The organism is Siminovitchia fordii DSM 16014 = CIP 108821, from assembly GCF_000374565.1.
Taxonomy (GTDB): Bacteria; Bacillota; Bacilli; order Bacillales; family Bacillaceae_C; genus Siminovitchia; species Siminovitchia fordii.
This window is the reverse complement of sequence record NZ_KB894701.1, coordinates 1-21,320: the sequence shown is the minus strand read 5'-3', so window position 1 is coordinate 21,320 and position 21,320 is coordinate 1. Positions and strand designations below refer to the sequence as shown.

General features: G+C 41.4%; 22 protein-coding genes, 3 pseudogenes and 1 other annotated feature. Of the genes and pseudogenes, 23 read left to right on the top strand and 2 right to left on the bottom strand.

What is annotated here, in order from left to right; all coding sequences use genetic code 11:
* Positions 1-323 precede the first annotated feature (323 nt).
* From C509_RS27550 to C509_RS0117650, 14 genes and pseudogenes are all read left to right on the top strand, one after another.
* A pseudogene (locus C509_RS27550) lies at positions 324-508 on the top strand (JAB domain-containing protein).
* Positions 509-695: 187 nt separating this feature from the next.
* On the top strand, positions 696-1,706 hold the full coding sequence (locus C509_RS0117710) for a rod shape-determining protein (protein WP_018708272.1): 1,011 nt from the start codon (positions 696-698) through the stop codon (positions 1,704-1,706).
* Positions 1,707-1,824: 118 nt separating this feature from the next.
* The gene (mreC, locus tag C509_RS0117705) at positions 1,825-2,688 is read left to right on the top strand and encodes a rod shape-determining protein MreC (protein WP_018708271.1); all 864 of its coding nucleotides are present in this window, start codon (positions 1,825-1,827) and stop codon (positions 2,686-2,688) included.
* Complete coding sequence (gene mreD, locus C509_RS0117700; protein ID WP_018708270.1) at positions 2,688-3,206, top strand: rod shape-determining protein MreD; 519 nt, start codon at positions 2,688-2,690, stop codon at positions 3,204-3,206. Before mreC ends, mreD begins: the two co-directional genes overlap by 1 nt.
* A gap of 155 nt (positions 3,207-3,361) precedes the next feature.
* Entirely contained in the window at positions 3,362-4,045 is a 684-nt protein-coding gene (gene minC, locus C509_RS0117695; protein ID WP_018708269.1) for a septum site-determining protein MinC, read from the top strand.
* The gene (minD, locus tag C509_RS0117690) at positions 4,038-4,844 is read left to right on the top strand and encodes a septum site-determining protein MinD (RefSeq protein ID WP_018708268.1); all 807 of its coding nucleotides are present in this window, start codon (positions 4,038-4,040) and stop codon (positions 4,842-4,844) included. Before minC ends, minD begins: the two co-directional genes overlap by 8 nt.
* A gap of 334 nt (positions 4,845-5,178) precedes the next feature.
* The gene (locus C509_RS0117685; protein WP_169509250.1) at positions 5,179-5,940 is read left to right on the top strand and encodes a M23 family metallopeptidase; all 762 of its coding nucleotides are present in this window, start codon (positions 5,179-5,181) and stop codon (positions 5,938-5,940) included.
* Positions 5,933-6,787, top strand: a complete 855-nt coding sequence (locus tag C509_RS0117680; RefSeq protein WP_018708266.1) for a M50 family metallopeptidase — start codon at positions 5,933-5,935, stop codon at positions 6,785-6,787. Before C509_RS0117685 ends, C509_RS0117680 begins: the two co-directional genes overlap by 8 nt.
* 121 nt (positions 6,788-6,908) lie before the next feature.
* Positions 6,909-6,989 (top strand) — a sequence feature (ribosomal protein L21 leader region).
* Between the two features lie 13 nt (positions 6,990-7,002).
* Positions 7,003-7,311: a 50S ribosomal protein L21 gene (gene rplU, locus C509_RS0117675; RefSeq protein WP_018708265.1), complete on the top strand. Its 309-nt coding sequence runs from the start codon at positions 7,003-7,005 to the stop codon at positions 7,309-7,311.
* A 12-nt stretch (positions 7,312-7,323) separates the two neighbouring features.
* Positions 7,324-7,662: a ribosomal-processing cysteine protease Prp gene (locus C509_RS0117670; RefSeq protein ID WP_018708264.1), complete on the top strand. Its 339-nt coding sequence runs from the start codon at positions 7,324-7,326 to the stop codon at positions 7,660-7,662.
* A 6-nt stretch (positions 7,663-7,668) separates the two neighbouring features.
* A complete protein-coding gene (gene rpmA / locus C509_RS0117665) occupies positions 7,669-7,959 on the top strand; it encodes a 50S ribosomal protein L27 (RefSeq protein ID WP_018708263.1) in 291 nt (96 codons plus the stop codon).
* Positions 7,960-8,094: 135 nt separating this feature from the next.
* The gene (locus C509_RS0117660; protein WP_018708262.1) at positions 8,095-8,640 is read left to right on the top strand and encodes a Spo0B C-terminal domain-containing protein; all 546 of its coding nucleotides are present in this window, start codon (positions 8,095-8,097) and stop codon (positions 8,638-8,640) included.
* 22 nt (positions 8,641-8,662) lie between these two features.
* Positions 8,663-9,955 carry a GTPase ObgE gene (obgE, locus tag C509_RS0117655; protein ID WP_018708261.1) on the top strand — a complete coding sequence of 431 codons (1,293 nt, stop codon included), beginning with the start codon at positions 8,663-8,665 and terminating at the stop codon, positions 9,953-9,955.
* A 26-nt stretch (positions 9,956-9,981) separates the two neighbouring features.
* Positions 9,982-10,440, top strand: a complete 459-nt coding sequence (locus C509_RS0117650) for an ACT domain-containing protein (protein ID WP_018708260.1) — start codon at positions 9,982-9,984, stop codon at positions 10,438-10,440.
* Positions 10,441-10,884: 444 nt separating this feature from the next.
* Here the strand turns inward: C509_RS0117650 and C509_RS0117645 are convergent, their stop codons facing one another.
* Positions 10,885-11,430 carry a transcription repressor NadR gene (locus C509_RS0117645; protein ID WP_018708259.1) on the bottom strand — a complete coding sequence of 182 codons (546 nt, stop codon included), beginning with the start codon at positions 11,428-11,430 and terminating at the stop codon, positions 10,885-10,887.
* Between the two features lie 158 nt (positions 11,431-11,588).
* Here C509_RS0117645 and safA point away from each other — a divergent pair.
* The 5 genes and pseudogenes from safA to C509_RS0117620 form a co-directional block, all read left to right on the top strand.
* A pseudogene (safA, locus tag C509_RS27545) lies at positions 11,589-11,739 on the top strand (SafA/ExsA family spore coat assembly protein); the annotation flags it as partial.
* An 861-nt stretch (positions 11,740-12,600) separates the two neighbouring features.
* Positions 12,601-13,596 carry a phosphotransferase gene (locus tag C509_RS25195; RefSeq protein ID WP_018708257.1) on the top strand — a complete coding sequence of 332 codons (996 nt, stop codon included), beginning with the start codon at positions 12,601-12,603 and terminating at the stop codon, positions 13,594-13,596.
* Positions 13,597-13,681: 85 nt separating this feature from the next.
* Positions 13,682-14,398, top strand: a complete 717-nt coding sequence (locus C509_RS0117630; RefSeq protein ID WP_018708256.1) for a YebC/PmpR family DNA-binding transcriptional regulator — start codon at positions 13,682-13,684, stop codon at positions 14,396-14,398.
* A 122-nt stretch (positions 14,399-14,520) separates the two neighbouring features.
* Positions 14,521-15,051 (top strand): BofC C-terminal domain-containing protein, encoded by a 531-nt coding sequence (locus C509_RS0117625; protein WP_018708255.1) that lies wholly within the window; start codon positions 14,521-14,523, stop codon positions 15,049-15,051.
* A 117-nt stretch (positions 15,052-15,168) separates the two neighbouring features.
* On the top strand, positions 15,169-15,924 hold the full coding sequence (locus tag C509_RS0117620; RefSeq protein ID WP_018708254.1) for an exodeoxyribonuclease III: 756 nt from the start codon (positions 15,169-15,171) through the stop codon (positions 15,922-15,924).
* Positions 15,925-15,976: 52 nt separating this feature from the next.
* On the opposite strand, the gene C509_RS0117615 is transcribed toward C509_RS0117620, so the two are convergent.
* Entirely contained in the window at positions 15,977-16,879 is a 903-nt protein-coding gene (locus C509_RS0117615; protein WP_018708253.1) for a DMT family transporter, read from the bottom strand.
* 419 nt (positions 16,880-17,298) lie between these two features.
* On the opposite strand from C509_RS0117615, the gene glmS reads away from it, so the two are divergent.
* From glmS to C509_RS0117595, 4 genes and pseudogenes are all read left to right on the top strand, one after another.
* The gene (glmS, locus tag C509_RS0117610) at positions 17,299-19,098 is read left to right on the top strand and encodes a glutamine--fructose-6-phosphate transaminase (isomerizing) (protein ID WP_018708252.1); all 1,800 of its coding nucleotides are present in this window, start codon (positions 17,299-17,301) and stop codon (positions 19,096-19,098) included.
* 289 nt (positions 19,099-19,387) lie between these two features.
* A pseudogene (locus C509_RS25705) lies at positions 19,388-19,847 on the top strand (MerR family transcriptional regulator); the annotation flags it as partial.
* A gap of 89 nt (positions 19,848-19,936) precedes the next feature.
* Positions 19,937-20,353 (top strand): CPBP family intramembrane glutamic endopeptidase, encoded by a 417-nt coding sequence (locus C509_RS24195; RefSeq protein WP_245542502.1) that lies wholly within the window; start codon positions 19,937-19,939, stop codon positions 20,351-20,353.
* 109 nt (positions 20,354-20,462) lie between these two features.
* Positions 20,463-21,050 carry a class I SAM-dependent methyltransferase gene (locus C509_RS0117595; protein WP_245542501.1) on the top strand — a complete coding sequence of 196 codons (588 nt, stop codon included), beginning with the start codon at positions 20,463-20,465 and terminating at the stop codon, positions 21,048-21,050.
* Positions 21,051-21,320: the final 270 nt, after the last annotated feature.

Below are 21,320 nucleotides of genomic sequence, written 5' to 3'. Positions count from 1 at the left end.
CCATCTTTTTAAAGTTGGGGATTATTCTTATGTAATGAAAAGAACATCTAGCCATATCAAAAGAATAAAATCTGACCTATCTTAAACATTGAAAAAATCTCGAACCAAACATCCATTGAATTTATGTTGGACATTCTAATTCAGAAAATGTGTTTACATAAATTTTATGATGAATGAAGTTATTTTTCATATACCTATTAATTTTTACTCCCATATAGCCTATACTAGTTATAGGATCAATGCTTTCTATGTGTGTTTATGTGATCTATACATGCCTCTATCTTAACACCAAGAAACAAGTTCTCCATTGACAAACCGTTTTTATCGGATACGTTTCGATTATTCATCCACGAGAAATATTCAAGGAAGCTTTTCGCAAATCTGCCACATTCATCATTTGCTTTACAATCCATCCGGTGATCCATCACCATCCAGAGAAGATATTAGAGTGATAAAGAGACTTGCCGAAAGTGGAAAAAACATCGGGATAGAATCCTCGATCACTTGATCAACGGCCAAAATATAATATGTCGGAATGAAAGAAAAAGGATTCATGTGACACTATGATTTTTACAAGCGATAAGATATAATAAGTCTTGTGATTTTTGTCGATTAAATATGGATATTACCAAGCTTATTTCTTTTAAAGCGTTAAAAATAGAAATGCAATGGGGTTAGAAAGGGAGATACATATCATGTTTGGATTCGGTACGAAAGATTTAGGAATTGACCTTGGTACAGCCAATACCCTTGTTTTTGTAAAAGGAAAAGGGATTGTTTTACGTGAACCATCTGTTGTGGCCATCAATACGGAAACAAAGAAAATAGTTGCAGTCGGAAATGACGCCAAAAATATGATCGGGCGTACACCCGGTAATATTGTAGCCATGCGCCCAATGAGGGACGGGGTCATCGCGGATTATGAAACAACTGCTACAATGATGAAATATTTCATTAGACAAGCTGCCAAAGCAAAAGGCTCATTTAGTGGAAAACCTTACGTTATGGTATGTGTACCTTCTGGAATCACTGCTGTTGAGCAAAGGGCGGTGCTGGATGCTACAAGAGAGGCTGGAGCACGAGACGCATACCCTATCGAAGAGCCGTTTGCTGCGGCCATCGGGGCGAACCTTCCGGTCTGGGAACCGACAGGCAGCATGGTTGTGGATATTGGAGGCGGAACGACAGAAGTGGCTGTAATTTCTCTTGGAGGAATCGTCGCAAGCAACTCTATTCGAATTGCAGGGGATAACTTTGACGAATCCATCGTCAACTACATCCGCAAAACCTACAATCTGCTTATCGGAGAAAGAACAGCAGAAACCATCAAAGTGGAGATCGGCTCAGCCGGTGATACCGATGAAATCGAAAATATGGAAATTCGGGGACGCGATTTGTTAACGGGACTTCCAAAGACGATCGAAATTACGGCTGAAGAAATTTCCGGTGCTTTGCATGACACTGTTTATTCAATTATTGACGCAGTGAAAAATACGCTTGAGAACACTCCACCGGAACTTGCGGCGGATATTATGGACAGAGGGATCGTTTTGACAGGCGGAGGCGCATTGCTTCGAAACCTGGATAATGTAATCAGTGATGAGACCAAAATGCCTGTACTTATTGCTGAAGAACCGCTTGATTGCGTTGCAATCGGTACAGGAAAAGCGCTTGACAATATCAATCTGTTCAAAGACCGGGCGTAGACCCCAATTTTAAAAAGCAAGAGGCCGCTCACTTAGCGGTTCTCTGTTTTTCCATGCATTTTACCGCCTGGTTTTTCACTAGAAACAGACAGGCTATTAGAAGTTAGAGGTGGATATGATGCCGAATTTCTTTCTTAACAAGCGTCTCATCATCTTGCTGATCGGAATCATTATTCTCGTTTCACTGATTGGTTTTTCTCTAAGGGACAGAGAAAATATTTCCCGCCCAGAACAGTTTGTAAAGGACATTGTGGGTTTCGGTCAATCGCTTGTAGCAAAACCCGCGCATAAATTTGCTGCATTCTTCGAGAATATTGATGGTTTGCAAAATACATATACTGAGAACAAAAAACTAAAGGCCCGCCTTGAGGGACTTGCAAAGCTTGAAAAGGAAATAGCGGATTTAAAGAAAGATAATCATGAGCTTAGGGAAACTTTAGATAAAAAAGAGGATTTAAGAGAATTCACACCCATCCAGGCGACAGTCATCGGCAGAACGCCTGACCGCTGGTATGAGCAAGTCATTATAGATAAAGGGAAAAAGAGCGGTATTAAACCTGATATGGCTGTTATCACAGCAAAAGGTTTAATAGGGAAAGTTGTCAGTACCTCAGAAATGACATCTACAATTGAGTTGCTAAGTTCCGATAATGCGAGATACCGCGTTGCAGCGGAAATTCAAGGGAAAAAATCAGTTTACGGATTAATTGACGGCTATGATAAGGAAAAGAAAATGCTCCTTATGAAAGATTTGCCAATTGATCAGAAGACGTTAAAGCCTGGCCAAAACGTTGTTACATCGGGCTTGGGAGGGATCTTCCCAAAAGGGCTTGATATTGGTAAGGTCGAAGAACTTACCCTTGATCAGTTTGGTTTAACACAGACAGCTTATGTAAAGCCGTCTGCTGATTTCTATGATTTCGAGCATTTGATGGTAGTCGCACGTTCAATGCCGAGCGCGGAAGATAAGGGTGAAGAGTGATGAAACGGTACGTTCTTCCACTTATCACCATTATTTGTTTTTATGCAGAAAGCTTATTCGTGGAGTTTTTTCCGGCCATTTCTTTTTTAGATGGCAAAATTGTGGTTCCCCGTTTTCTGCTAGTTGTCCTGATCATGATGGGGATCTACTATTTTCGAAATGTAACCTTGATTTATGCTGCAATCTTCGGGCTGTTATTCGATATATATTTTACAGGAGTGATAGGAGCCTATTTATTTATATTTCCTATCGCTGTTTATGCAGCTTCCAAAATGATGAAAGTATTTCAAATCAATATACTGACGTCTGGATTGGCCATCCTGATCATCGTTGCCTTGGCAGAGACACTCATATACGCCCTGAATATACTTTTATTCGATGTCAAAATAACAACAACTCAATTTTTATATAACAGACTGATACCGACTTTGATTTTGAACCTTATTTTCTATTTGCTCATTTTCTTCCCACTTTCGAGGTGGCTGCAAAACAGACAGAAAGAGCTTCTCTCTGAATAACTCAGGCAGGTAAAATATTTAGCAAAAGAGGGGATTTGCTGCTGTTTGTCGAAAATAGAGAAAATGGATCTTCTTTTTGCTTTGTTAAAGTGATGTTTGTCTTTGAAAGGAGAAATAGGGCATTCCTCTGCGATCTATGATGGTGCCCGCTTGACATGAAAATACAAAACGTGATGATTAAAGGCACAAAAAGCGGCCTTTCGCTCCAATTGAATGATCGTTGCTCCTATGATGAGATTTTATCAGAGCTGGAGGAAAAACTCTCTGAATTTCAAGGTTCAGAGGAAGATCAGCTGATTTCGGTCAGGGTCCAGACAGGTAATCGCTATTTGACGACTGAGCAGGAGGAAGAGTTAAAAGAACTTATCCGCCAGAAGAAAAACCTGATCGTCGAAGAAATTGAAAGTGATGTCATCACAAAAGAAAATGCCCGGAAGATGATAGAAAGTCAAGAGGTGACATCTGTTGCTGCGATTGTAAGGTCAGGACAGGTATTGGAAGTTGAGGGAGATTTATTGCTTGTAGGGGATGTTAATCCCGGTGGAACTGTGAGAGCTGGAGGAAATATTTTTATCATGGGGGCGTTAAAGGGGATTGCGCACGCCGGTTATTTTGGACGGAATGAGGCTGTCGTTGTTGCTTCCTTTATGACTCCTGCACAACTTCGGATCTCTGATTGCATCAGTCGTGCACCTGATCAATATGATCAGGAGGAGCAGCATCAAATGGAATGCGCCTATATTGATCAAAACCATCAGATTATTATAGACAGGCTCCAAGTGCTCAAGCATTTAAGGCCGAATATTACTAGATTCAAAGGGGGACATTATTATGGGTGAGGCGATCGTGATTACTTCCGGCAAGGGAGGAGTCGGAAAAACTACCACCTCCGCAAATCTCGGTACAGCGCTTGCCTTACAAGGCAAAAAAGTCTGCTTGGTCGATACGGATATCGGACTCCGCAATCTGGATGTAGTACTGGGCCTGGAAAATCGGATTATATACGATCTCGTTGATGTAGTAGAAGAAAGATGCAAACCCCATCAAGCGATCGTTAAGGATAAAAGATTTGAAGATAAACTGTTTCTCCTTCCGGCAGCACAAACAAGCGATAAAACAGCTGTGAGCCCGGAGCAGATGAAAAATCTTGTTTCCGATTTAAAAAAAGATTACGATTATGTATTAATTGATTGCCCGGCAGGCATTGAGCAAGGGTTTAAAAATGCGGTGGCGGGTGCTGAGCAGGCGATTGTCGTGACTACACCCGAGATCTCCGCCGTAAGGGATGCCGATAGGATTATCGGCCTTCTTGAAAAGGAAGAAAACATCGATCCGCCGAAATTGATCATTAACAGAATCAGAAGCAGGATGATGAAAGAAGGAGAAGTGTTGGATGTTGATGAAATCACCCAGCATCTATCTATCGATCTATTGGGCATTGTTCAGGATGATGAAGAAGTCATAAAGTCTTCCAACCAAGGAGAACCGATTGCTCTTAACCCAAACAGTAAAGCATCTATAGCATATAGAAACATAGCGAGAAGGATTCTTGGTGAATCTGTGCCCCTTCAATCTTTGGAAGAGGAAAGAGCGGGTATGTTTGCACGGATAAAGCAATTTTTTGGTGTACGTTCATAACAAACGTTAACGTTTGTTATGTTTGGAAAAATTTTACTCGTACAAAAAAGAAGTTCTTGTTCGAGTTGATAACTTCAAACTTTATAGGTCGCTTGATGCCGAAACCAGCCGATTTCTACTACATATATAACCTATAAAAGAGGGAGCTTTTGCCATGCAACTGGCATAGCTTCTTTTTTTTGCCTTATACCCCCCATACAGTCATAGCAGGTGTCATTGTACAACAGAATCAAAAGAGCCATCTGTAACCCGATTCCGTCCACTTTTCTGCGTCATATTCATCAAGGACAAGTCATAGGTTAGTAGAAACTTAAATCAAGGGAGATGGTGGATGATGAGCCATCGGGTCAACAAAATAAGAAAGCGTATTGCCAAAAGAAGGCGGGAAAGCGGCCGGAACATGGAAAATCCTAATCAATTCATGTATGATGTTCCTGATTCTTTTTCAGATAATGACCGGAGTATTTATGAACCGAAAACAACCATACACCCTCTATGGCGGAAAGAAATTTTCATGTTAAAGCTGCTATCGTCTATTGCCCTCATTCTGGTTGTTGGAATTCTATTTCAATCACCTTCTCCTGCATTTGATCATGCTCGGTCCACTGTCAAAAAAGCAATGGGAAAAGAGTTTCAATTCGCTGCAGTTGCAAACTGGTATGAGAATCAATTCGGCAAACCGCTCGTCCTTTTTCCTAATGACAAGAAGGAGCAAAACATTCAGCTTGGCCAAGAGGGAGATTATGCCTTGCCTGTTGGAGCGAAAATCTCAGAAGGCTTCTCACAAGATGGGAGAGGGGTCATGTTTCAGACCGAAAGTGCAGCTGAAGTGAAGGCGGCAGCGGATGGAGTAGTTATTTTTTCAGGTAAAAAAGAAGATATCGGCCAAACGGTCATCATCCAGCATAGTGATCACACTGAATCATGGTATGGAAAGATGGACCAAGCGGCTGTAAAGCCTCACGAGCATGTCAAGGGAGGACAAATCATCGGAAGAGTATCCTCTAATGAAGATCAGAATTACGGAGAATATTATTTTGCGATTAAAAAAGAGGATGAATTTGTCGATCCGATCCAGGTGATGAATCTTGATTAAATATGGGAGGCTTCTGGGAAAAGTCAGGATCCATCCTCTTTTTTGGTTTGTAGCCGGAATTGCCATTTTGACAGGCTATTTTTGGGAACTCTCTATCTTATTCATGATTGTTTTCATACACGAGCTGGGACATGCAGCAGCTGCACACTTTTTCTCCTGGAGAATCAAAAGGATTTTGATTCTTCCATTCGGAGGTGCATGTGAAGTTGATGAACACGGAAATCGTCCGGTTTTTGAAGAACTGATCATTGTAGCAGCAGGGCCGCTTCAACACATTTGGCTTGCGGCCGGTGCAGTGCTTTTGGAAACTGCCGGATTGATTACAATGGAGTCTGCACTTCTGTTCCATAAATTCAACTTGATGATTTTTTTGTTTAATCTTTTGCCTGTTTGGCCCCTTGATGGGGGCAAATTCCTTTATCTCATTTTATCGGTAAGGAATCCTTTTTTACATGCGATGAAAAAAACGCTTATCAACTCGGTCATTATGTTAACGATCATGCACCTTATTTTGATCATTGCCGCACCGTTCAATCTGCACATATGGATTGTTGTGCTATATTTATATTTGAGTCTCTGGCTAGAATGGAAACAGGTCAGGTACACCTTCATGAGATTTTTGCTTGAAAGATATTATGGTAAACAATCGGGTATAAAGAGGCTTGAAGTCATTGAAGCGAGAGGGACTGATTTTATATATCAGGCGATGGAAAAGTTCCAGCGTGACTGTAAGCATTTAATTCAGGTGGACAGTGGACGCTCTTTGGACGAAAATGAAATGCTTCATATATACTTTACAAAAAAACTGGTGAACGCCCGTTTGAAAGAAATCGTGTCAAGCGATTAAGATTAAAATGGGGTCTTAAAAGGGGGCTGACCCCCGACACGTTAAAGTGATAAAGGCATTTGAAATCATTCATTGACAGACAATAGTCCTTGTGATAAAATTTCAATGTTAGTTTGTAGCACCTGTGCTACAACCGCACGGACCAGGTTTTCAAGTTCTGTCTTCTGATAGACACCTGCTTTCGGCGAGTCTTAGTTAATAAGGAGGTGCGGCATATGTACGCAATCATTGAAACTGGCGGAAAACAAGTCAAAGTTGAAGAAGGCCAAGCTATCTACGTGGAAAAAGTGGATGCGGCTGAAGGTGATACATTCACATTTGATAAAGTTCTTTTCGTTGGCGGCGATAATGTCAAAGTGGGAAGTCCTTTCGTTGAGGGAGCTACTGTGACAGCCAAAGTTGAAAAACAAGGACGTCAAAAGAAAATCGTTGTTTTCAAATATAAGGCTAAAAAGAACTATCGCAGAAAGCAAGGGCATCGTCAGCCTTTCACAAAGCTTGTTATCGAAAAAATTAACGCTTAATGGGATGAAGTCATGATTTTTGTTAAGATTTGCCAAGATGATAAGGGGAAAATCGCATCATTTACAATGAGCGGTCACGCAGAATTCGCGGAAAAAGGCCAGGACATCGTGTGTGCTGGGGCCTCTGCCGTTACTTTTGGAACAATCAATGCAGTCATCAGCCTGACAGGAATCACACCAGACATTGAACAACAGGAAAGCGGCTTTCTTTCCTGTTCTGTCCCGGAAGATTTGCCGGCGGATACATCTGAACGGATTCAGGTCCTCCTTGAAGGGATGGTAATATCTTTGCAAACCATTGAACGTGATTACAAAGATTATATCAACATTACTTTTACAAACAGGGGGTGAATCAACATGTTAAGATTGGATCTTCAATTTTTCGCATCCAAAAAAGGAGCAGGTTCCACTAAAAACGGCAGGGATTCCGAAGCGAAGCGTTTAGGTGCGAAACGTGCGGATGGTCAATTTGTATCCGGCGGTTCCATCCTTTACCGTCAACGCGGAACAAAGGTTCATCCTGGTGAAAACGTGGGCATCGGTAAAGATGATACTCTTTTTGCAAAAGTTGATGGCGTTGTCCGTTTTGAACGATTCGGCCGCAGCAAGAAAAAAGTGAGTGTCTACCCAGAAGCTCAAGAAGCATAATAAACATAAAGCTCTAACCGTAACTCCGGTTGGAGCTTTTTTGTTCAGAATACATAAAAGCAGCACCCTATTCCATACAGTTGTTGTAATTTTGTTATAATATATAGTTAATAAGTCTAACTGAGGAGAAAAGGGATGAGTAAAAACTGGACGATTCTTGAAACGTTAAAATATGCGCGTCATGACTGGTTAAATAGACTACAGCTCATAAAAGGAAATATTTCGTTGGGGAAAACGGAGCAAGCGGAACGGATTATGGATGAAATTGTAATGGAAATGCAGCAGGAGGCCATGCTGTCCAATATCGAACTTCCCCGATTTGCCGAAATATTATTGACACATAATTGGAACGGATACCATTTCATTGTTGAGTATGAACTTGTCACATTGCCTAAAAAATTACCTCTGAATGATGATTTGCTCACAGAATGGACTAGTAACTTTTTTGAACATCTGAATAAGGCGGTTTTACCCTTTTACGAAAATTGCTTATTTGTAAAAATTGAATCCACAGAAGAAACAATACGGTTTCTTTTTGAGTTCAACGGTATAATAGAAAATGAAACGGAACTGAAAAATTGGCTGCAAAGCAATGATAAATATCCTGATCAGATCTCGTTTGATCAAGTGGGAGAAAACGATTGGCTGATTGAAGCGTTATTTTATCAAGTGAACGGTTAGTTGGCAGATTGGAGTGTCAGATATGTTTGTAGATCAAGTAAAGGTATATGTCAAAGGCGGAGATGGCGGAAACGGCATGGTGGCGTTCAGGCGTGAAAAATATGAGCCTATGGGTGGTCCTGCTGGTGGAGACGGCGGAAAAGGCGCCAGTGTCATCTTTATGGTGGATGAAGGCTTGCGCACTCTTATGGATTTCCGTTACCAGCGGCATTTCAAGGCACAGCGTGGTGAAAACGGCATGTCCAAAAGTCAGCATGGAAGAGGGGCTGATGATCTCATCATCAAGGTTCCACCGGGAACGGTGGTAACAGATGAACAGACCGGAGAAGTCATCGCCGATTTGGTTCAAAATGGCCAGAAAGCTGTAATTGCGAAAGGCGGACGAGGTGGCAGAGGAAATATCCGCTTTGCCACACCTGCAAATCCGGCACCGGAGATAGCAGAAAATGGTGAACCGGGTCAAGAGAGGGATGTTATCTTAGAGCTGAAGCTACTGGCGGATGTGGGGCTTGTTGGATTTCCAAATGTTGGAAAATCTACTCTTCTTTCTGTCGTCTCTGCGGCTAAACCCAAAATTGCGGATTATCATTTTACAACAATCAAGCCGAATCTTGGTGTTGTACAGACGGATGATGACAGAAGTTTTGTCATGGCCGATTTGCCGGGGCTTATTGAAGGTGCGCACGAAGGTATTGGTCTTGGCCATCAATTCCTTCGCCATGTAGAAAGGACAAGGGTCATCGTACACGTAATTGACATGTCGGCGGCTGAAGGGCGAGACCCTTATGAAGATTTTATAACAATCAATGAAGAACTGGAGAAATACAATCTTCGCCTGATGGAAAGACCTCAAATCATTGTCGCGAATAAAATGGACATGCCGGAAGCAGAAGGCAATCTGGAGGAATTCCAGGCAAAGCTTCAAGAGGACTATCCCATTTTCCCTATCTCTGCATTGACTAGACAGGGATTGCGTCAACTGTTGTTTGCCATTGCTGATAAGCTTGAAGTGACTCCGGAATTCCCGCTTTATGATGAGATTGATATAGAAAAAGCGGTAAACCGTGTGGTTTACAAGCATGAAGAGACAGAAGTTCCATTTACAATCACACGTGCACCAGATGGAAGCTTTGTAGTCAGCGGGGCGAGAGTTGAACGTTTGTTTAAAATGACAGATTTTTCTCGGGAAGAGTCCGTACGTCGATTTGCACGTCAGCTCAGATCGCTGGGAGTGGACAATGCTCTTCGACAAAGAGGGGCAAAAGACGGTGATACAGTCCGATTACTTGACTATGAATTCGAGTTTCTTGATTAGGTCTTCTTTGCTTGGAGGGATATACCTTGGAGAAAAGAGAATTTGACCAAAAGTTTTTTTTGGTAAGGGAAGACGTACTGCCGGAAGCAATGAAAAAAACATTGGAGGCAAAGGCATTGCTTGAAAGAGGTTCGGCAGAATCCATTTGGGACGCGGTTCAGCAGGTGGACTTGAGTCGAAGTGCTTTTTATAAATATAGAGATACGGTTTTTCCATTTCATACGGTTGTAAAAGAAAAAATAATTTCGCTGTTTTTTTTCCTTGAAGACAAGCCGGGAGCGCTCTCCAAGCTGCTTGAAATCGTAGCAACTTCTAAATGTAACGTATTGACGATCCACCAGACCATTCCATTGCAAGGTCGGGCAAATGTCACCTTGTCACTGGACGTTACTGAAATGAATGTCGATATGGATGAACTGCTTGCGACATTCCGCAGGTTGGAATTTGTTGCCAAAGTAGATGTCCTAAGTTCTGGGGGGTACTGAGCAAAGCGGAAGAGCCGTTAATAGAGGGACTGGACAGAAATGCGGGAACATTTTCATTAACTTGGAGCAAAGGCGATTCTGAAATTAGTGGTGAATCGCTATTTCAATTATTAGTAGCTATTCAAGATGGGGATCTGTCATCATAGATAGACACGATTGACTCCGGAGATATAAAGGGACGTTGCCGACACAAGTGAGGTGAAATGCTTCATCTTGTAATAGAGTTGCTGGCGATAACAAATTTTAGCAAAAATTCTCAGAGTCGCATTTTAGGCAGCTTCCCGACTAGGTGATAAGTTTTGCCGCAGGATCATCCCAGACGAATGGTAGTGGATACCCCAAATGTCCTGTTCGTCGATTATATTGAAAAGCGTGCATGCAGCTCAATAAACATCTTTAGAATTAAAAAGCGGGATGCCTCATTTGTGAGACAGTCCCGCTTTTTTAGTCTTCCTCTACAAGAATACCGGCTGCTTTAAGATCTTTCTCCGCATTCAATATCAACTGCTTATCAATTGCAGTCAAAGTATGCAAATGCAATCCTGATGTCAATTCGGACAGAAGGGATGCATTCGTTTTCCGGATACTTTTCAAAAAAGCCTGGACATCCTTTCTGTTTGAAACCATAATCGATGCAGTCAAATCTCCATACACAGGATGTTCAACAGTTACATCCTTAACAGTTACTCCATGATCAACGATTATATTCAGCTCTTGTTCCGCCTGGCTCCGATTATGTCTGCAGGCAATGATTTTTTCCACGAGTGGTTGGTTTTCGAGTCGCATATATAAATATCCCTGGCTAGTGGCAATAATGGGTTCATTGCGTGCCTTCAATAAAGTGATGTCTCCCACGATCACCTGTCGACTCACATTGGACATCTTTGCCAAGGCCGTGCCGGTAACCGGATCGGAGCTACTTTTTAAATAGTCAAGGAGCCATTGCCTTCTTTCTTCCCCGAGCAACTTTTTTTCTTTTTCTTTACTCACGTACCCTTCCTCCGTTCAAATTCATTATATAAATCTTAGCACATTTGATCCCCTGCATAAATAAACTTCCACTTTCATATGTATTTTTGAGAAGATGAATAACAATTTGCCCAATTAATCATACACTGTATGGACTTATGCCTGAGGAGGGGAAACGAGTGAAGATCCATATCGTGCAAAAGGGGGATACTCTGTGGAAAATCGCCAAAAAATATGGCGTTGACTTCGAAGAGTTGAAGAAAATGAACGCACAATTGTCAAACCCGGATATGATTATGCCCGGTATGAAAATAAAAGTACCGGCAGGTGGGACACATGTAAAAAAAGAAATGCCCCATGTGCCGCACGGAGGTCATAAAGAAATGCCAAAAGAGCACCACCATCCCCCTAAGAAAGTTCCAAAGGAAGTGAAGAAAGAAGTTCCTAAAAAAGAGGTACCGCAAAAAATATACCAGCCAGTGATGCCGCAGCCACTCCCAGAGATCGATATCAGCAACTATTACATGATGAATATGAATCAAATGCAAGCCCAAGTGCAACAGCAACCACCGCCACCGAAGGAAGTAGAGTCAGTAAAAGAAGAAAGCCCTGAAGTAGAAATGATGCCAATGCCCATGCCAATGCCTATTCAAGGAGGTTGTCCACCCGTGTATCCACAATTTTGTTGTCCGCCGCCAGTCATGCCATTTTGCGACCCATGCTACCCTTACCCGATGATGCCGCAGGTACAGGGGATGATGGGCTATCCACAAATGTCTATGGGCGGATATATGCCTCAGATGCCTATGTATCACCAAATGCCAGCAGTCATGCCGGCTGCAGAGTATGGAGTAATGCCTCAGCACTGGGGAGATGAATCGTCCAGCTCATCATTGGAGTATCACCACCACCATCATCATGGGCACCATCACCACGGGCATCATCACCATGGACATCATCATTCCCATTTGGCTGGGGAAATGGATGATCCGCCGCCATATTCAGCCATGCCGATGCAGGGGTGGTCTCAGCCATATGGAGGATATCCTATGATGCAGGGCTTCCCGCAAGGCCAGCAAATGGGAATGCCATCCGGAACGATGCCATATGGCCAGCAGCCTCTTTACGAACAGGGTATGCCGGGAGCAGGTGCCCCTTACCCGATGATGCCAAGGGTTGACGAAGAAGAAGATGACTAAAATATTTAATCCAAAGAGAGACGGATTTAACTCCCGTCTCCTTCTTTATGTCAAAAGAAGAACTGGAATTGACTTCGAAAAAGTTTCCGATATTAAAAAAGGAGTCTGGATTGCCACATCCGCAAAAGAATCCTGGATCATCAAAGAATTTCCCAACCCTGTCAAGCTGAAACACCAAATCTTATTGACGAAACTTTTATCCGAGTACGGATTTAACAACACCTATCAATTTCACCGTGTTCATGAGACCGGGCCGTGTTATTTCGAAGGCAGATTTCTTGGGATTGTACAGTATATTGAACCTTCCAGTAAAAAGCCTTTCTATTATAATAGCGCCGGGAACCGTAAAGATGCTCTTGACCTTTTATGTCGGTATCATTCAATTTCCTTAAAATGTATACCAAAGTTAAAGGATAAATTGGCTACATTCAATCTGTTGGAGAAATGGGAAAAAAGACTGGAAAGCTTTAAAAAAAATTTTGATTTTATCAAAGGACTATCTATGTATCCCTATTTGGAAAAATACACTTTGTTAGGTGAGGGTGCCCTTCAGATAATGCAGGCTCACGAAAGCTATTTCTCCGTGGAACCGCACTGTGTATTGCATGGTGATCTGGCCCACCACAATTTTATACGAAAAGTCGACGGCAGCCTTTATATGATTGATTTTGATCTCGCGAGCATCGGTCCTAAGCAGATTGATATCCTCCAATACTGCAACCGCATATTACCTGAAGTCGGCTGGTCGCCAATTCGGCTGTTTTCTGAAGGAGAAGCTATCAGCCAATATAGAAAGGACACTCCATTCCTTGCTGCACTTTTATACCCGGCTGATATTTTTAGAGAATGGAATTACTTCATTCATTATGATAAAAAGAGGCAAAAAAAACATTGGAATCACCTAAAGGATATAACATTCCGGCAGTTTGAAAAAAGGATGGGATTTTCTAAGTGGATCATCAATCAAATTGAAGATGTGATGAAATAAAATACTTGGAAATTTTCTCATTTGCTATGCCACGCCTTTTCAATATATGATATGATAGAAAGGTTTGTTAGAGGGAGGATTTCAAATGGCTGGACATTCCAAGTGGAAAAATATTCAAAACAGGAAAAATGCCCAAGATGCAAAAAGGGGAAAAGTATTCCAGAAACTTGCCAAAGAAATATATGTTGCTGCAAAAAGCGGCGGAGGAGATCCGGACACGAACCCTGCGCTTCGTCTTGTAATTGAAAAATCTAAGTCGGCAAACATGCCTAACGACAACATTAAAAGGGCTATTGATAAAGCGGCCGGCAATCAGGACGCGGAACATTACGAAGAAATTATATATGAAGGGTACGGTCCTGGCGGTGCAGCAGTCATGGTAACGTGCTTGACCGACAATAAAAACCGGACTGCTTCCAACGTCCGACATGCTTTTACTAAAAACGGAGGAAACCTTGGAGAATCCGGTTGTGTTTCCTATATGTTCGATCGGAAAGGGTACCTTGTGATTGAAAGAAACGAACTGGATGTTGACGAAGATGAACTTCTGCTACAAGCCATTGAAGCAGGTGCAGAGGATATGGAAACAAGCGAAGATGTTTTTGAAATATATACCGAACCGGAAAATTTCATGGCTGTAAAAGAAAGCCTTGAAAAGGAAGGGTTTGAATTTGCTTCAGCTGAGGTCACAATGGTACCACAGACGGAAGCCGACTTGAATGAAGAACAGCAGGATAAACTGGAAAAACTCATCGACATGCTCGAAGACGATGATGATGTTCAGGACGTATACCATAATTAAAAAAAGCTACTCCAAAAGATGTGAATTCTTTTGGAGTAGCTTTTTTTAATGGATAATCATGTAAAAGAAAGGTCACACTAAAATTATGTATAGAATTTTATAGGCTGTAGAGGTGATCTGAAATGAGGGCCGTATTAGCATTCACTCTTTTAATCGGCTTAATTGTCGGCACGGTTGAACAAGAACCCGCACAAGTACAAGCAAAACAGACATCAGATGATGCCACTGTTGTAACTGAACAGCCCCTGGAACTGACTGTCCATTTAAAAAGGGTTTACTTGGATGGTGAGGAAAGCGAAGAGGTTGTAAAAGAATTGATATTTGCCCTGGAAGACTTTTGGGCAAAGTATGAGACGTGGCAGCTTGTCGACATGGATGAAGACCGCCTTATATTCGAAAAGAAGATCGATGACATTTCACCTTTGTTAAAAATGAACGGCTATTTTGGTATTACGGATGACGGAACATTGTCTCTTTTTAACGGCAAGCCCGAAGAATCGGATGTCATCCAGTCATTTTTTCAAATTGATGTGAAGAAGCTGGAAAGCAGCCAGCATATGAAGTTGATGCAGGGGATTCCTGTGAAATCGAAAGAGAAATACACCGAGGTTGTCGAAAGTATGAAAAAATATTCAATCGAAAAAGCTCAATAAGATAAAGGCCGGGAATTTGTCGGAATCCCGGCCTTCCCTGATTCATCCGCTTGTTTGCCAGTAAAAAGAATGGCACAATAGGTGAGAGGATAATAGACAAAGGGAGAAAGTCATCGGATGAAAATTGTATCGTGGAATGTGAATGGACTTAGAGCTTGCGTACGCAAAGGTTTCTTAGATTACTTTAACCAAATCGATGCTGATATTTTTTGCATACAGGAGACAAAGCTTCAAGAAGGTCAAATAGATCTGGACTTGCAGGGATATCATCAATATTGGAACTATGCAGTGAAAAAAGGCTATTCAGGGACGGCTGTTTTTACAAAACACGAACCATTGTCCGTGACATATGGCGTTGGGGAGTCCGAGCGTGAAGAAGAAGGCCGTATCATTACATTGGAATTTGAACAGTTCTATTTGATCAATGTTTATACACCAAACGCCCAAAGAGATTTGGCGCGTTTGAGTTATCGGCTGGAATGGGAAGACCGAATGCTCTTATATTTGAAAGAATTGGACCGAAAAAAACCTATTATATTATGCGGAGACCTTAATGTGGCCCATCAAGACATCGATTTGAAAAATTACAAGTCAAATAGGGGCAACTCGGGGTTTACAGATGAGGAGCGAGGGAAATTTTCCACCTTGCTGGAACATGGGTTTATTGATTCTTACCGCCATTTTTACCCGGACAGAGAAGGGGCATACACCTGGTGGTCATACATGAATAAAGTCAGGGAAAGAAATATTGGCTGGCGGATCGATTATTTTCTTGTTTCCGAAAGGTTTAAAGGCCAATTGGTAGATGCGCATATTCAATGTGATGTAATGGGCAGCGACCATTGCCCCGTTGCTTTGGAGATTAGCGTATAGGGGTCAGACCCTCTTTACTATACTAAAGAGGGTCTGACCCCTCAGTTTATTTTCATCCATCAAGATTGTGTTTTTTGATGTACCTCTTTTTGCCGACAAAATTGACGACAAACACACTGGAGATGGCAATCGCACCACCGATAAGAGATAGTGTGTTCGGCCATTCGTTTAACCAGAACCAGGCTATAACAATAGCAAGAGCTGGCTCAAGGTACAGCATGCTTGAAAGAGTCGTGGTATTCCCGGCAGACAGCGCAATGGCCCAAGTGGCGTAAGCAATAGCTGCCGGAAAAATGCCGACATATAATGCAGAAATATGGGCTTCCAATGATGCTGCCTGAATGTTATCCCATAATCCCGGAAGAAATATAAGCATAGGCAAGGTACCGGCCCATGTAAAATAAGCTGTCAGATCGATGGGATTATATCGTTCCAGTAAAGGTTTTTGAAAAACGAAAAAGATCGAAGTCCCGATCGTAGCGATTAATATGTATATGGTTCCTTTTGTAATGGTAAAGGATGCTCCTGATGAACCGATTGTTATCAATACAATACCAATAAAGCCGATGCCCAGGCCGATCCATCCAAATAAGTCCATTCTCTCTTTTAAGACAATCACGGCAATAATGGAAGTAAATACAGGGGCAGATCCTATAATCATGCTGGCAGTCCCGGCGGAAACAGTTTGTACGCCGAATGTTAGCCCGATATGGTAAACGCTAATACCCATGAAGCCGAGCAAAATAATCCTTGCTATATCCTTTTTATGAGGAAGCCGCATATGTATTCCAGGCCACATAGCGTAAAGGAGAAATACGCCGGAAGCGATCAAAAATCTAAGTAGAACAAGATGAGCAGCGGTATATCCGCCTAACAGACTTGCTCGAACACCAGCAAAACCAGATGACCAGACAATAATGGTAATAGAAGCCATCCAAAACGCTTTTTTGTTCATACACATCCCCCTCTAATAGCAATGAGCAGCATAATAGCATAAAAATAAATGTAAAGATTATAAAACTAGTTCATGATTATATTGATTTTACCATTGACCGTAAAAAAAGGAATATAGTATGATATTCATGTTTCAATTTTAAGTCTGAATAGAAAGGAGCATAATAGAAAATTATTTTGTAAAGCGCCAGAACTGGTGGATGTACATGAGACAACAGATCGCCAGTTGACGAGGAGGAGGTTTATCGAACGTTCGGCGGATACCTCCCGGCTGCGGTACACAGTCGAATTTTCTTTCGTAAATCATGCGAGGCGACTCGATGGACAAAGGAAAGGAAATGTACCGAGAAAAATGAATATAGAAATAGAGGGCAAGTGTGCCCTCGTGCTGCTTGCTCTCCTTTTACAGGAGGAAAAAAGATGTGCGGAATTACGGGTTATATAGGGTTAAATGATGCGAAGGAAATATTGTTGAAGGGCCTGGAAAAGCTTGAATATCGCGGATACGATTCAGCTGGAATTGCGCTTGAAAATCTGGACGGCATTCATATATTTAAAGAAAAAGGAAGGATTGCCGATCTGCGTGCGGTCGTGGATGCAAAAGTTGCTGCAAGGACAGGAATCGGCCAAACGCGCTGGGCTACCCACGGGGTACCAAGCAAAATTAATGCTCATCCGCATCAGAGTTTTTCAGGACGTTTTACGTTAGTTCATAACGGAGTCATTGAAAACGAAGCCGAGCTTAGGGCGGAATTTTTACAAAATGTGGAATTCAAAAGCGATACAGACACAGAAGTGATCGTTCAGCTTGTGGAGAAGTTTGCGAAAGACATGGAGACGGAAGAAGCTTTCACAAAAACCCTTCGTTTACTGAACGGTTCCTATGCGATCGCGATGCTGGATACGGAAACGCCTGACACCATTTTTGCAGCAAAAAATAAGAGCCCACTGTTGATAGGGGTCGGAGAAGACTTTCATGTTGTGGCAAGTGATGCCATGGCAATGATTCAAGTCACAGATCGATTCATTGAGTTGATGGATAAAGAAATCGTCATTGTAAAAAAAGACCGGGCGGATATTTATAATTTGCAAGGTGAAGTGAAGCTCAGGGAACCTTACAAAGCGGAACTGGATATGACCGAGATCGAAAAAGGAACGTATCCTCATTTCATGTTGAAAGAAATTGATGAGCAGCCTCTTGTCATGAGAAAAATCATCCAAGCATATCAGGATAGGAACGGAAATTTGAAGATAGAGGATGAAATAACAAAAGCAATGCTTGATTCTGACCGACTTTATATTGTGGCGTGCGGCACAAGCTATCATGCGGGATTGGTTGGAAAGCAGCTGATTGAAAAAGTGGCAGGAATTCCGGTAGAAGTGCACCTCGCCAGCGAATTCGGGTATAATATGCCATTGCTCTCAGCAAAACCACTCTTCATTTTCATTTCACAAAGCGGAGAAACAGCGGACAGCAGAGCCGTATTGATAAAAGTGAAAGAAATGGGTTACAAAGCATTAACGATTACGAATGTAGCCGGCTCCACGCTTTCAAGAGAAGCGGACTTTACTTTGCTTCTACATGCAGGTCCTGAAATTGCCGTCGCTTCTACAAAAGCATACACTGCCCAAATAGCGGTGTTAGCTATATTAGCATTCGTAACAGGCACTTCGAAGGGGGCCTCTGTAAACATTAATCTGGTAAAAGAGCTGGGCATTATCGCCAACGCAATGGAAACATTATGTGATGCAAAAGAAGAATTCGAGCAGATTGCCGCTGAATACTTGCCTGCAGCTATCAACTGCTTCTTCATCGGCCGTTCCATCGACCATTCCGTAGGCTTGGAAGGTGCGTTGAAGCTGAAAGAAATCTCCTACATCCAGGCGGAAGGATTCGCTGGAGGAGAACTGAAGCATGGAACCATTGCCTTGATTGAGAAGCAAACTCCAGTGATTGCCCTTGCTACACAGGCAGGTGTCAATGGAAGTATCCGAGCAAATGTAAAAGAGGTAGCTACCCGTGGCGCCAGTACTTGCATCATTTCGATGAAAGGCCTGGAAACAGAGGGAGACCGGTTCGTATTGCCGGCAGTCCATGAACTGCTCACACCACTCATTTCAGTTATTCCGTTGCAGTTGATTGCCTACTATGCTGCATTGCATCGCGGATGTGATGTTGATAAACCAAGGAATTTGGCGAAGAGTGTGACGGTGGAGTAAAAAAGCGGGCTCATGTGTTGTTGTTGTGGATTTGAAATAAAGTTTAACCGTTTATAAAAAAGTTGCACCGTTTTACCCCTGATATGCTCCCCAATAGGTGACAGATGAAAAAATAAAATCTGTTTGCCTACTGGGGAGATTTTTAATGGAAAATATAGCTTTTCAAAAGAAATAAAAATGGAGATTTTAAATTTTTATTACATGTACTGTAGTTTGTTTAAATACCACTTGAACCTCCAGTTGCTGGAGGTTTTATATTGAATGTATACCTTTGTAGGGAGGAATTTTAATGAATAATCGTAAGGGGTTTTCCATTGGAGAATTTTCGGAAAGGACAGGAATATCCATTCGCAATTTACGTTACTATGATGAGATTGGTCTATTAGTACCAGGGAAAAATCCTATATCAGGACATCGAATTTACAAATATAATGACATTCTAACCTTACAAAAAATCCTTAGTTTAAAATTTCTTGGGTATAGCTTGGATAAAATTACAGATTTACTGGAAAAATCTAGTTTTACCCTTGATTTGAATGAAACATTAGTCCTTAGAAGAAAATGACCAAATAGAAAAATCAATGAATATGATTAAGCGAGTGATCCGTTTACTGAAAGAAGAAGGGGAATTAAATAGCAATCTATTATTCAGTCTCATTAATGGTCTGCCGACGGAGCATGTGCAAAAAGAATGGATGGAAAGTCATAAGCTAGCTGATGTTGTGGAAGAATTGTCCAAGAAATCGGACTTACCATTCCAACGATAAACACGGAACCACTGGGCAAGTGGGTAACATATCTGGGCCTTGGCATAGGCTTTCTTTATTTATTGTTTACCTTGTATTATATAGTGGGCTTTAAATTTAGTGATAAGATTGGAAAAGAGTTGTCAAAAAAGAAAAAGGAAGAACTGGAAAAGTCAGTTATTGAACCATTATTGCCCATTACTGAAAAGGAGAAAAAAAGATGGAATTATGTTTCATTAACAGCAGGGATAACGGAAGAAGTGATATATAGGGGTTTTGCTTTATTTGCTTTTGCATATTTATTTCCAAACCTTTCAATTTGGGCAATTATACTGTTCTCTTCTCTAATATTTGGTCTTGCTCATACTTATCAAGGGTTTGTAAAAGGATTTATAAGAACTACTATCTTAGCAATTATATTCTGTATTAATTTTATTGGCATGGATTCCATAATACCTCTTATTGTTCTTCACTTTTTAGTAGACTATATAGCTAAATTAGGTGATTGAAAAAGTAAGATATTTACGTTAGGTTCAATAATCCCTTCTGCATTTGAAGGGGCGATTGGAATAGGCTTCATACAAAAGAAATGAAGGGACAAAAAATATAGTGAATATTGTGAAAAAATTTCGTCTACAATTTCGGAAACCAGAAGGATTATTAGGAAGTATTGCTGGAAAGTTAATGGCCAATGTGGGTACGGAAAAGAACGAATGGACCATTAGGCTATTAAATATCCAAAAAGATGATACAGTGTTAGAGATTGGTTTCGGACCAGGGATTGGAATCGAGTTTACTTCCAAAATTATTCAAGATGGGAAAATTGTAGGGATCGACTACTCAGAAAAAATGTTACAACAGGCTCGAAAAAGAAATAAGGATGGGATTAAAAAAGGAAAAGTTGAATTAATACTAACTGATGTTCAGGACTTGCCACCATTTAATCTGCCTTTCGATAAAGTTTTTTCAATCAATTCAATTATTTTTTGGAAGGATCCGGTTAAAACTCTAATGGATATTCGTGCCTTAATGAAGGAAAATGCGGTAATAGCTATAACAATACAGCCCTTTACGAATGGAGCAACAGAAGATACTGCAAAACAAATAGGAATGGAGATTACTAATTATCTTGAAAAAGCTGGTTATACTAATATTAAAATGGAATTAAAGAATATGAACCCCGTGGCAGTGTTTATGGCACACTAGAAATGTAGGAAACGGCAGCTAATTTATGTACATAAAAAAGGCCACTTGCCAACATCCGAAAAAATACATACACTCCTGTTTGGGCATATCTTTACAGGAGGTAGTATAGGAGATGTTAGCAATGGCTGAAGTTAATTATATCAGATACGAAACGAATACAAAAGGTCGCAGCTATGCAGAAGTAGCACGGCAGATGGGGGTAGATCGGCGGACGGTGAAAAAGTATTCCGACATGGAAGATTTCAATCCGGAGAAACCGATCAGACAAAA